Origin of the sequence: Streptomyces rectiverticillatus (genome assembly GCF_013394065.1) — a bacterium.
In the GTDB taxonomy this organism is placed as follows: Bacteria; Actinomycetota; Actinomycetes; order Streptomycetales; family Streptomycetaceae; genus Streptomyces; species Streptomyces rectiverticillatus.
The window spans coordinates 3427968-3440480 of sequence record NZ_CP040752.1; the positions used below are offsets into that span (position 1 = coordinate 3427968).

A 12513-nucleotide genomic window follows, 5' to 3' on the forward strand; every position below is an offset into this window, starting at 1 on the left:
GACGAGGAGGTTCAGACGAGGAGGATCAGATGAGGAGCGGAGCCAGTTCGGTCATCTCACCGAACACCCCCTTGGCACCGGCCTCGGTCAGCCGCTCGGCGGGGGTCATGCCGGTGTATCCGTAGACATCCATACCGGCGGCGAGCGCGGCCCGGACGCCGAGCGGGCTGTCCTCGACGACGACACAGCGGGCGGGTTCGACACCCATGGAACGGGCGGCGTGGAGAAAGAGGTCCGGGGCCGGCTTGCCCCTGCCGACGTCCTCCGCACTGAAAATCCAGGATTCCTCGAACCATTCGTCCAGCCCGGTACGGCCATGCCCGACGCGGATCCGCTCATGAGTCCCGGAGGAAGCGACGCAGTACGGAACGCCGGTGGCCACCAGATACTCGAGAACCTCCGCGGCACCCTTTATGGGCTGCAGCTCACGGTAGAAGGCATCGAAGGTGCGGGAGTGCAGAGTGGTGTCGAAGTCGGCGGGCAGCTGCCGACCGGTGCGTTCCTGCACCAGGTCGTGGACGCGATGTACGGCGGAGCCCATGTAGTCCCGGATGGATTCCTCGTACGTGGTGGGGTGCCCGAGTTCGGTGAGGTAGTCGGCGAGGACCCGGTTGGCGATCGGTTCGCTGTCGACGAGCACACCGTCGTTGTCGAAGATGACGAGGTCATAGCGCATCATGACGTCACCCTAGAGGCCCGGAACGCAAAAATGCCTCAGGCCCCGAGTGATAACACTCAGGGCCTGAGGCTGAAAAATTGTTCGGCGGCGTCCTACTCTCCCACACGGTCCCCCATGCAGTACCATCGGCGCTGAAAGGCTTAGCTTCCGGGTTCGGAATGTAACCGGGCGTTTCCCTAACGCTATGACCACCGAAACACTATGAAGTTAACCAACCCGGCAATGACACAGGTCGTTACTTCAGAACCTACACAGTGGACGCGAGCAACTGAGGACAAGCCCTCGGCCTATTAGTACCAGTCAGCTCCAACCGTTACCGGTCTTCCACACCTGGCCTATCAACCCAGTCGTCTACTGGGAGCCTTACCCCATCAAGTGGGTGGGAGTCCTCATCTCGAAGCAGGCTTCCCGCTTAGATGCTTTCAGCGGTTATCCCTCCCGAACGTAGCCAACCAGCCATGCCCTTGGCAGGACAACTGGCACACCAGAGGTTCGTCCGTCCCGGTCCTCTCGTACTAGGGACAGCCCTTCTCAAGACTCCTACGCGCGCAGCGGATAGGGACCGAACTGTCTCACGACGTTCTAAACCCAGCTCGCGTACCGCTTTAATGGGCGAACAGCCCAACCCTTGGGACCGACTCCAGCCCCAGGATGCGACGAGCCGACATCGAGGTGCCAAACCATCCCGTCGATATGGACTCTTGGGGAAGATCAGCCTGTTATCCCCGGGGTACCTTTTATCCGTTGAGCGACGGCGCTTCCACAAGCCACCGCCGGATCACTAGTCCCGACTTTCGTCCCTGCTCGACCCGTCGGTCTCACAGTCAAGCTCCCTTGTGCACTTACACTCAACACCTGATTGCCAACCAGGCTGAGGGAACCTTTGGGCGCCTCCGTTACTCTTTAGGAGGCAACCGCCCCAGTTAAACTACCCACCAGACACTGTCCCTGATCCGGATCACGGACCGAGGTTAGACATCCAGCACGACCAGAGTGGTATTTCAACGACGACTCCACCATGGCTGGCGCCACGGCTTCACAGTCTCCCACCTATCCTACACAAGCCGAACCGAACACCAATATCAAGCTATAGTAAAGGTCCCGGGGTCTTTCCGTCCTGCTGCGCGAAACGAGCATCTTTACTCGTAGTGCAATTTCACCGGGCCTATGGTTGAGACAGTCGAGAAGTCGTTACGCCATTCGTGCAGGTCGGAACTTACCCGACAAGGAATTTCGCTACCTTAGGATGGTTATAGTTACCACCGCCGTTTACTGGCGCTTAAGTTCTCAGCTTCGCCCCACCGAAATGGAGCTAACCGGTCCCCTTAACGTTCCAGCACCGGGCAGGCGTCAGTCCGTATACATCGCCTTACGGCTTCGCACGGACCTGTGTTTTTAGTAAACAGTCGCTTCTCGCTGGTCTCTGCGGCCACCCCCAGCTCAGGAAGTAAATTCCATCACCGGAAATGGCCCCCCTTCTCCCGAAGTTACGGGGGCATTTTGCCGAGTTCCTTAACCATAGTTCACCCGAACGCCTCGGTATTCTCTACCTGACCACCTGAGTCGGTTTAGGGTACGGGCCGCCATGAAACTCGCTAGAGGCTTTTCTCGACAGCATAGGATCATCCACTTCACCACAATCGGCTCGGCATCAGGTCTCAGCCTTAACGTGTGACGGATTTGCCTACCACACGGCCTACACCCTTACCCCGGGACAACCACCGCCCGGGCTGGACTACCTTCCTGCGTCACCCCATCGCTTACCTACTACCACCTTGGGTCAGCGGCTCCACCACTCCCCTTCACCCGAAGGATCCAGGACGGCTTCACGGCCTTAGCATTAATGGATTCGATATTGGGCGTTTCAAAGCGGGTACCGGAATATCAACCGGTTGTCCATCGACTACGCCTGTCGGCCTCGCCTTAGGTCCCGACTTACCCTGGGCAGATCAGCTTGACCCAGGAACCCTTAGTCAATCGGCGCACACGTTTCCCACGTGTGTATCGCTACTCATGCCTGCATTCTCACTCGTGAACCGTCCACAACTCGCTTCCGCGGCTGCTTCACCCGGCACACGACGCTCCCCTACCCATCCCAGCGGGCGTTAGCCCTCATGCTGGAATGACACGACTTCGGCGGTACGCTTGAGCCCCGCTACATTGTCGGCGCGGAATCACTTGACCAGTGAGCTATTACGCACTCTTTCAAGGGTGGCTGCTTCTAAGCCAACCTCCTGGTTGTCTCTGCGACTCCACATCCTTTCCCACTTAGCGTACGCTTAGGGGCCTTAGTCGATGCTCTGGGCTGTTTCCCTCTCGACCATGGAGCTTATCCCCCACAGTCTCACTGCCGCGCTCTCACTTACCGGCATTCGGAGTTTGGCTAAGGTCAGTAACCCGGTAGGGCCCATCGCCTATCCAGTGCTCTACCTCCGGCAAGAAACACACGACGCTGCACCTAAATGCATTTCGGGGAGAACCAGCTATCACGGAGTTTGATTGGCCTTTCACCCCTAACCACAGGTCATCCCCCAGGTTTTCAACCCTGGTGGGTTCGGTCCTCCACGAAGTCTTACCTCCGCTTCAACCTGCCCATGGCTAGATCACTCCGCTTCGGGTCTTGGGCGCGCTACTCAATCGCCCTATTCGGACTCGCTTTCGCTACGGCTTCCCCACACGGGTTAACCTCGCAACACACCGCAAACTCGCAGGCTCATTCTTCAAAAGGCACGCAGTCACGACGCACCGAGCAAGCTCGATGCGCGACGCTCCCACGGCTTGTAGGCACACGGTTTCAGGTACTATTTCACTCCGCTCCCGCGGTACTTTTCACCATTCCCTCACGGTACTATCCGCTATCGGTCACCAGGGAATATTTAGGCTTAACGGGTGGTCCCGCCAGATTCACACGGGATTTCTCGGGCCCCGTGCTACTTGGGTGTCTCTTAAACGAGCCGTTGATGTTTCAGCTACGGGGGTCTTACCCTCTACGCCGGACCTTTCGCATGTCCTTCGCCTACACCAACGGTTTCTGACTCGTCTCACAGCCGGCAGACTATGAAAAAGAGATCCCACAACCCCGTATACGCAACCCCTGCCGGGTATCACACGCATACGGTTTGGCCTCATCCGGTTTCGCTCGCCACTACTCCCGGAATCACGGTTGTTTTCTCTTCCTGCGGGTACTGAGATGTTTCACTTCCCCGCGTTCCCTCCACACTGCCTATGTGTTCAGCAGCGGGTGACAGCCCATGACGACTGCCGGGTTTCCCCATTCGGACACCCCCGGATCAAAGCTTGGTTGACAGCTCCCCGGGGCCTATCGTGGCCTCCCACGTCCTTCATCGGTTCCTGGTGCCAAGGCATCCACCGTGCGCCCTTAAAAACTTGGCCACAGATGCTCGCGTCCACTGTGCAGTTCTCAAGCAACGACCAGCCACCCATCACCCACCACGCAAGCGCAGCAGTTCACTGGGGCCGGCATCGCGAAGGTCGGACCGAAGTCCGTACCCTCAGATACCCAACAGCGTGCCCGGCCCGACCAGGTGAGAATTCACGTTCCACGCCGAAGCAGTACTAGCGATCCCACCGGATCATGCCGAATAGTCAACGTTCCACCCATGAGCAACCGTGCGAGTCATTCGCTCGCAGTCGGCCATATGCTCCTTAGAAAGGAGGTGATCCAGCCGCACCTTCCGGTACGGCTACCTTGTTACGACTTCGTCCCAATCGCCAGTCCCACCTTCGACGGCTCCCTCCACAAGGGTTGGGCCACCGGCTTCGGGTGTTACCGACTTTCGTGACGTGACGGGCGGTGTGTACAAGGCCCGGGAACGTATTCACCGCAGCAATGCTGATCTGCGATTACTAGCAACTCCAACTTCATGGGGTCGAGTTGCAGACCCCAATCCGAACTGAGACCGGCTTTTTGAGATTCGCTCCACCTCGCGGTATCGCAGCTCATTGTACCGGCCATTGTAGCACGTGTGCAGCCCAAGACATAAGGGGCATGATGACTTGACGTCGTCCCCACCTTCCTCCGAGTTGACCCCGGCAGTCTCCTGTGAGTCCCCATCACCCCGAAGGGCATGCTGGCAACACAGGACAAGGGTTGCGCTCGTTGCGGGACTTAACCCAACATCTCACGACACGAGCTGACGACAGCCATGCACCACCTGTACACCGACCACAAGGGGGCACCTATCTCTAGGTGTTTCCGGTGTATGTCAAGCCTTGGTAAGGTTCTTCGCGTTGCGTCGAATTAAGCCACATGCTCCGCTGCTTGTGCGGGCCCCCGTCAATTCCTTTGAGTTTTAGCCTTGCGGCCGTACTCCCCAGGCGGGGAACTTAATGCGTTAGCTGCGGCACGGACGACGTGGAATGTCGCCCACACCTAGTTCCCAACGTTTACGGCGTGGACTACCAGGGTATCTAATCCTGTTCGCTCCCCACGCTTTCGCTCCTCAGCGTCAGTATCGGCCCAGAGATCCGCCTTCGCCACCGGTGTTCCTCCTGATATCTGCGCATTTCACCGCTACACCAGGAATTCCGATCTCCCCTACCGAACTCTAGCCTGCCCGTATCGAATGCAGACCCGGGGTTAAGCCCCGGGCTTTCACATCCGACGTGACAAGCCGCCTACGAGCTCTTTACGCCCAATAATTCCGGACAACGCTTGCGCCCTACGTATTACCGCGGCTGCTGGCACGTAGTTAGCCGGCGCTTCTTCTGCAGGTACCGTCACTTTCGCTTCTTCCCTGCTGAAAGAGGTTTACAACCCGAAGGCCGTCATCCCTCACGCGGCGTCGCTGCATCAGGCTTTCGCCCATTGTGCAATATTCCCCACTGCTGCCTCCCGTAGGAGTCTGGGCCGTGTCTCAGTCCCAGTGTGGCCGGTCGCCCTCTCAGGCCGGCTACCCGTCGTCGCCTTGGTAGGCCATTACCCCACCAACAAGCTGATAGGCCGCGGGCTCATCCTGCACCGCCGGAGCTTTCCACCACCAACCATGCGGTCAGCGGTCGTATCCGGTATTAGACCCCGTTTCCAGGGCTTGTCCCAGAGTGCAGGGCAGATTGCCCACGTGTTACTCACCCGTTCGCCACTAATCCACCCCGAAGGGCTTCATCGTTCGACTTGCATGTGTTAAGCACGCCGCCAGCGTTCGTCCTGAGCCAGGATCAAACTCTCCGTGAATGTTTACCCGTAATCGGGTGCACACACACGAGAGCGGAACGACTAGGAGGAATAATCCCGGTCGTTCACAGCGTCCTCGCTGTGTTGCCTGCGCAATCCCGAAGGACCGGCAGGACTTTCAAAGGAACCGCGTCCCGGTCAAAACTGACCGAGGACGGGGTATTTTATAGTCTGGCGTTGACTTTTGGCACGCTGTTGAGTTCTCAAGGAACGGACGCTTCCTTTGTACTCACCCTCTCGGGCTTTCCTCCGGGCGCTTCCCTTCGTTGTTTCCAACCTTACCAGATCCGTTTTCCGGCCCGTTTCCGGTCCGAATTCCGTTTCCGGCCCCCTGTTGGAGCGGGGTTGTTTCGCGCCTTCCGGCGTGATCACTACTTTAGCGGATTTCCCCGGTGACTCCTAATCGGAGTCCGAGGCCTTCACAGTCCGAATTTCGGCAGGCCGAAATCCATCCCGTTCAGGGGCCGTGCAGTGGTGATTGCCGCCGGTGCGGCTCGAGTGACTGCCCCGCCGTCCTTGCGGACCCCGCGGCAACTCGAAGAACTCTACACGACCCCGTAGGGCGCATCAAACCAGTGGCGCAAGCACTTTTCGGGGGCGTACGGTCGACGGCATGACTCGGCATGTGCGTACGCAGCAGTGGTGGGCCGCCTGACGGCGGCCCCGACTCCGTGCTTCGCGCATGCACCCAACGGCCGCCGCCTCGGCGGCCGTTTTTGCTGTCCGTGGCGGCGTCCCCTCCAGACAGGGAGCGCATCACCCCATGTCCACCCGGATCTTCAGCGGTATCAAGCCCACCGGCCATCTGACGCTCGGCAACTACCTCGGCGCCGTCCGCCAGTGGGTGGAAGTGGACCAGCACAAGGCGGACGCGTTGTTCTGCGTCGTGGATCTGCACGCTCTCACCGTGGAGCACGATCCGGCACGGGTACGTCGCCTCAGCCGGCAGACGGCCACGCTTCTGCTGGCGGCCGGGCTGGATCCGGCGCAGTGCACGGTGTTCGTACAGAGTCACGTCGACGAGCACACCCGGCTCTCCTATGTCCTGGAGTGCACGGCATCCGACGGCGAGATGCGGCGGATGATCCAGTACAAGGAGAAGTCGGCGCGGGAGCGGGCGGCGGGTGGCGGCGTCAGGCTGTCGCTGCTGACGTATCCGGTGCTGATGGCGGCGGACATCCTGGCGTACGGGGCGGACGAGGTCCCGGTGGGGGACGACCAGGCGCAGCACGTCGAGCTGACGCGGGATCTCGCGGTGCGGTTCAACCAGCGGTACGGGCAGACGTTCACCGTCCCGAAGGCGGTGCTGCCGGCGGTGGCCGCCCGGGTCATGGATCTGCAGGATCCGACGGCGAAGATGGGGAAGTCCCACGGGGAGACGGCGGGCATCGTCTATCTGCTGGACGAGCCGGACGCCGTACGCCGGAAGATCATGCGGGCCGTGACCGACAGCGGCGGTGACGTCGTCCACGACCGGGAGACGCGGCCCGGTATCGCGAACCTGCTGGAGATCCTCGCCGCGTGCACCGGCGGAAATCCCGCGGAGCTCGCTAGCGGCTATTCCTCGTACGGCACTCTGAAGCGGGACACCGCCGATGCCGTGCTGGAAGTTCTGCGGCCGGTGCGGGAGCGGCATGCCGAACTGTGCGGCGACCCGGCTTATGTGGATGCCGTGCTCCGGGACGGGGCCGAGCGGGCGCGGAGGATCGCCCGGCCGACAGTGGACGCGGCCTATCGGGCGATTGGCTTGCTGCCCGCGTACTGAACCCACATACATAAAGGGGTCACCGACCCGATCGGGCCCGATCGGGTCGGTCGGCCCGGGGCCGCCCCGTCAGCCCTCGCCGGAAGCCAGCTCCCGGCTGCGGTCGCGGGCGGCCTCCAGGGCGGCGATCAGCGCGTGCCGTACCCCGTGCTTCTCCAGCTCGCGGATGGCGTTGATCGTCGTGCCGGCCGGTGAGGTGACCGCCTCGCGGAGCTTGACCGGGTGCTCGCCGCTGTCGCGGAGCATGACGGCGGCGCCGATGGCGGCCTGGACGATGAGGTCGTGGGCCTTGTCCCGCGGGAGGCCGAGGAGGATGCCGGCGTCGGTCATCGCCTCGACGAGGAAATAGAAGTACGCCGGGCCCGAACCGGACAGCGCCGTCGCCGCGTCCTGCTGGGACTCGGGCACCCGGAGCGTCTTGCCGACGGGCTTGAAGATCGCCTCCGTGCGGAGGAGGTGGTCCTCCGTGGCGTGGGTGCCCGCGGAGATCACCGACATGCCCTCGTCCACCAGGACGGGGGTGTTCGGCATGACGCGCACGACGGGGTTGCCGCCCGGCAGCCGCTCCTCGAAGAAGGACGTGGGGACGCCGGCCGCCGCGCTGATGACCAGCCGGTCGGCGGGCAGGTGCGGGGCGAGCTCGCTGAGGAGCGCCGCCATGTCCTGCGGCTTGACGGCCAGGATCAGGGTGTCCGCGGACTTCGCAGCCTCGGCGTTGGTGACCGTCTCGACGCCGTAGCGGGCGCGGAGGGCCTCGGCGCGCTCGGGGCGGCGGGCGGTGACCAGCAGGTCATCGGGCGACCAGCCGGCGCGGATCATGCCGCTGAGCAGCGCTTCGCCGATCTTGCCGGTGCCGAGGACGGCGACTTTCTGTGCCACGTTCTGTGCCACTTCCTGTGCCACGGGCTCACCTCTTCGCTGCGCGGGGATGGGCTGCACGCCGGGCTTCACAGTGCAGCCGGGACTTTCACAGTGCACTGTCGTCGACGCTGGACGGCGCCGGACGTCACCGGGGGGTGTGTCCGGCCATCTTTACACTCCGCGCGCACGTCGCGCGCCGGGCGCAATTCACCGGTAAGCCCGCAGGGGCCTGCGCCGGAGCGATCGGAACAGCCCATTCCGGCCCGCCACCACTGCGTTTACATCGTGGTAACACGCCAACACTCCACCGGCATTGGCCACTTGGACAGAATGACCGCGGGTGTCCACGGCACGCTCCGTCACCCTCTGCCGTCCGGCCGGTCCTCACCCCGACGTCTCCGCTGCCCGTACCCCACATCCGACAGGCAACGAACACATCGCTGCGCGACACCGCGCGCTCGGAGGTAATCCTCATGGACAAAATACCCCTCACCCCTGCCCGCAAGGTGCTCGCCAGGACCAAGCTCCGGTCAAACCCTTCCCACGACGGTGCCAACAACGGGGCCGCCCTGCGTCGTGATCTCCGCGCCGACTTCACCGCTTCCCTCGTCGTCTTCCTGATCGCCGTCCCCCTCTCCGTCGGCATCGCCGTCGCCTCGGGCGTCCCGGTCGAACTGGGCCTGGTCACCGGCGTGGTCGGCGGCATCCTCACCGGCCTGCTGCCGGGCAGCAGCCTCCAGGTCAGCGGCCCGGCCGCCGGCCTGACCGTGCTCGTCTACGAGGCCGTGCGCGAGTTCGGGCTCACCGCGCTCGGCGTGCTCGTCCTCACCGCCGGGCTGCTGCAGATCGCGATGGGGCTGCTGCGCCTGGGCCGGTGGTTCCGGGCGATCTCCGTCGCCGTCGTCCAGGGCATGCTGGCCGGCATCGGCCTGGTCCTCATGGCGAGCCAGATCTACGCCATGGCCGACGCCGGCCCGCCGGCCGGTGGCCCGGCCAAGATCGCGGGACTTCCCGACCTGATCGTCGACACGCTGATCTCGACCGAGGCCCTGCTCGCCGCCGCCGTCGGCGTCGGCACGATCGCCGTGCTGGTGCTGTGGCCGCGCTGGGAGAGGGGGGCGCAGGTCGTGCCCGCGCCCCTGGCCGCGGTCGCGCTGGCGACGGCCGTGGTCGGCGGCCTGTCCCTGCCCGTGGCCCGGATCGAGGTGAGCGGGATGCTCGAGGCGATCCAGCCTCCGGGCAGCGCGGACTTCGCCCTGCTCGGCGAGATGAGCGTCCTGGGTACGGTGCTGGCCTTCGCGCTCATCGCCTCCGCGGAGACGCTGTTCAGCGCGGCCGCGGTCGACCGGCTGCACGAAGGCCCCCGTACGGACTACGACAAGGAGCTCATCGCCCAGGGCGCCGGCAATACGGTGTGCGGCGCGCTCGGTGCCCTCCCGATGACCGCCGTCATCGTCCGCAGCTCGGCCAACGTCCGGGCCGGGGCGAAGACCAAGGCGTCGCGCGTCCTGCACGGCGTCTGGCTGCTCGTCTTCGTCTCGCTCGTCCCCTGGGCCCTGGAGCTCATCCCGGTGGCGGCGCTCGCAGGGGTGCTGATGCACGCGGGGTGGAAGTTGCTGCCCTTCCAGGACATCGTCCGGCTCTGGCGCGAGCACCGCGGCGAGGCCGTGGTGCTCGTGGTGACCACAGGGGCCATCGTGGTGACGAACCTCTTCGAGGGCGTCGTCCTCGGCCTGCTCATGGCCGTCGCCAAGGCCGCATGGGAGTCCTCACACGTCCATGTCGAGACACAGACCACGGAGGACGGCACGGTCCGCGTCCGGATCCTCGGCAACGCGAACTTCCTCCGACTGCCCCGGATCCTCGACGAGTTGGAGGCTTCACTGCCGCCCTCGGGGCGCAACGTGGAACTCGACCTGAGCGGCCTGCGGCACATGGACCACGCGTGCCGCTCGGTGCTCACGGCGTGGGCGGAACGCCACGCCGAATGCCGGGGCCCGGTCGCTACCGGGCCCGCGCCCGGCTCGCCGCCACACGCAGGATCCGGACCGTTGAGCGGACAACCTGCTCCTTGACGAACGCCGCCGGCCGCCCGGTCACGACGGACCGGAGCGGTGAGTCGTCGCGGTGCACCGGCTGGATGAGGCCGTCGTTGCGGCCGAGGCTGATGCACTGCACGACGTAACGGAAGCGGAGCGGCTTCGCCGGCCGGGATTCCAGATCGGCGAGGACGGAGGCGGCGGCGTGTGCGCCCGTGGGCATCGCGGTCGCACACGCCATCCGCAGGGAGGTGGCCGCCGCGTCGCCTGCCACGTAGACGGTCGGATCCGTGGCCGACCGGAGCGTACGGTCGACCACGATCCGGCCCTCCGCGTCGAGTTCGAGACCCGCCGCGTCCGCGAGCCCGGTCAGCGGCCGAAGCGACGCCGCCCAGACGGTGGCGTCCGCGTCGACTTCGTCCACCGACGTGACACGCTCCCCCTCCGTCACCCGTACGCGCATCGCAGCGAGAGTCCTACGGAGGTGGGCCCGGCCGTTGGCGGACAGGCCGGCGCCGAGCTTGCCCGCAGTGAGGAGGCGGACGTCCCACGCAGGGTGCGATTCGGCGATCTCGGAGGCGAGTTCGACGCCGGTGAGCCCGCCGCCGACGACGGCGAGCCGCCCCGGCTCGTCGAGCAGCCGCTTCCCCAGTTCGGCCGCCGACTCCGCGGTGTAAGCGCGTTCTCCCACAGTGCGCGTGTCCGTGACGCTGCCGAGTGTGTAGACGAGCCGGTCGTAGGAGAGCGTGCGGCCGTCGTCCGTACGCACCTCGCGGGCAGCCGGGTCCAGGTCGACGGCGCGCGCGGCGACGTGCCGGATCCCGGTGCCGCGGAGGAACGAGGACAGCGGGTGCGTCACATCCGGTTGCCCGGCGGCGAGTTGGTGAAGTCGGACGCGCTCGGTGAAGCGGTCATTGGGGTCGACGAGAGTGACGCTGACGGCGGGGCTCTGCGCCAGCCGCAGAGCAGCGGTGAGGCCTGCGTAGCCGGCGCCGAGGACGATGACGTGGTGTCGGTGCTGTCGGTTCATACGGTTCATACCCACCCGACGACGCAGCGGGCCGAAGTGTGACAGTCACAGCTCCTGGCCCAGTTCCTGCGGATCGAGGTGGCGGAGCTTGTCCGGATTGGCGACGGCGTAGACCTCCGTGATCCGCCCCTCGTGCACGGTGAACGCGAAGACCAGGACCCTGCCCCCGGCCGGATCGACCGAGACGATGCCGGGTGCGCCATTGACGTCCCGCACCACCACCCGCATCGACAACGGATCGAAGCCGCGGCTGATCCCCTGGGCGAAGCGGGCGACGTTCTCCCTGCCGCAGACAGGGCGTCGGGCAGCCGAGACCCTTCCGCCGCCGTCCGAACGCCACACGACATCCGGGTCCAGGACGGACAGCAGAGTCTCGAAGTCGCCGTTCATCACGGCGGCGAGAAAGGCTTCGACGGTACGGCGGTGCTCACCGCGGTCGACGGAACAGCGCGGGGATTCGGCCCGTACGCGCTTCCGTGCACGGGATGCCGACTGCCGTACGGAGGTCGGAGTCCGGCCTACGACTTCCGCGATCTCGGTGAACGGCACGGAGAACACGTCGTGCAGGATGAACGCCGTCCGCTCGGCCGGCGTGAGCTTCTCCAGAACGGTCAGCAGCGCTATCCCGACGGATTCGTCCAGGGTGACCCGGTCCTCGGGTCCGGGTACTTCGCCGACGACCGGTTCGGGCAGCCAAGGCCCGACATAGGTTTCGCGGCGGGAGCGGGCGGAGCCGAGCTGGTCGAAGCAGATGCGGCTGACGACGGTCGTCAGATAGGCGGCGGGATTGGCCGCCTCCTCGTCGGGGAGGAGCTGCCAGCGCAGCCAGGCCTCCTGCAGCGCGTCATCGGCATCGGCGACCGAGCCGGTGATGCGGTAGGCGACGGCCCAGAGTTGTGGGCGGTGTTTCTCGAAATCAGTCAGGGGTGCCATGCGGTGATTCTG

At 64.5% G+C, this 12513-nt stretch carries 6 protein-coding genes and 3 rRNA genes; 2 read left to right on the forward strand and 7 right to left on the reverse strand.

What is annotated here, in order from left to right:
* Window positions 1–25: 25 nt before the first annotated feature.
* The 4 genes from FGW37_RS14760 to FGW37_RS14775 form a co-directional block, all read right to left on the reverse strand.
* Entirely contained in the window at window positions 26–676 is a 651-nt protein-coding gene (locus FGW37_RS14760) for an HAD family hydrolase (RefSeq protein WP_179084704.1), read from the reverse strand.
* An 82-nt stretch (window positions 677–758) separates the two neighbouring features.
* Window positions 759–875: ribosomal RNA gene (gene rrf / locus FGW37_RS14765) — 5S ribosomal RNA — on the reverse strand.
* Window positions 876–949: 74 nt separating this feature from the next.
* Window positions 950–4072 (reverse strand): 23S ribosomal RNA (locus FGW37_RS14770).
* A gap of 277 nt (window positions 4073–4349) precedes the next feature.
* Window positions 4350–5873: ribosomal RNA gene (locus FGW37_RS14775) — 16S ribosomal RNA — on the reverse strand.
* The 16S, 23S and 5S rRNA genes sit together here, the layout of an rRNA operon.
* 763 nt (window positions 5874–6636) lie before the next feature.
* On the opposite strand from FGW37_RS14775, the gene trpS reads away from it, so the two are divergent.
* A complete protein-coding gene (gene trpS / locus FGW37_RS14780; RefSeq protein ID WP_179081477.1) occupies window positions 6637–7638 on the forward strand; it encodes a tryptophan--tRNA ligase in 1002 nt (333 codons plus the stop codon).
* A gap of 69 nt (window positions 7639–7707) precedes the next feature.
* Here the strand turns inward: trpS and proC are convergent, their stop codons facing one another.
* Complete coding sequence (proC, locus tag FGW37_RS14785; protein WP_179084705.1) at window positions 7708–8517, reverse strand: pyrroline-5-carboxylate reductase; 810 nt, start codon at window positions 8515–8517, stop codon at window positions 7708–7710.
* Window positions 8518–8972: 455 nt separating this feature from the next.
* Between proC and FGW37_RS14790 the strand changes: the two genes are divergently transcribed.
* A complete protein-coding gene (locus tag FGW37_RS14790; RefSeq protein ID WP_179081478.1) occupies window positions 8973–10574 on the forward strand; it encodes a SulP family inorganic anion transporter in 1602 nt (533 codons plus the stop codon).
* Here the strand turns inward: FGW37_RS14790 and FGW37_RS14795 are convergent.
* Window positions 10504–11568, reverse strand: coding sequence for an NAD(P)/FAD-dependent oxidoreductase (locus FGW37_RS14795; RefSeq protein WP_179081479.1), 1065 nt, complete (start codon window positions 11566–11568; stop codon window positions 10504–10506). The two genes, FGW37_RS14790 and FGW37_RS14795, sit on opposite strands and share 71 nt — an antisense overlap.
* 45 nt (window positions 11569–11613) lie before the next feature.
* Window positions 11614–12501 carry a sigma-70 family RNA polymerase sigma factor gene (locus FGW37_RS14800; RefSeq protein WP_179081480.1) on the reverse strand — a complete coding sequence of 296 codons (888 nt, stop codon included), beginning with the start codon at window positions 12499–12501 and terminating at the stop codon, window positions 11614–11616.
* Window positions 12502–12513 lie beyond the last annotated feature (12 nt).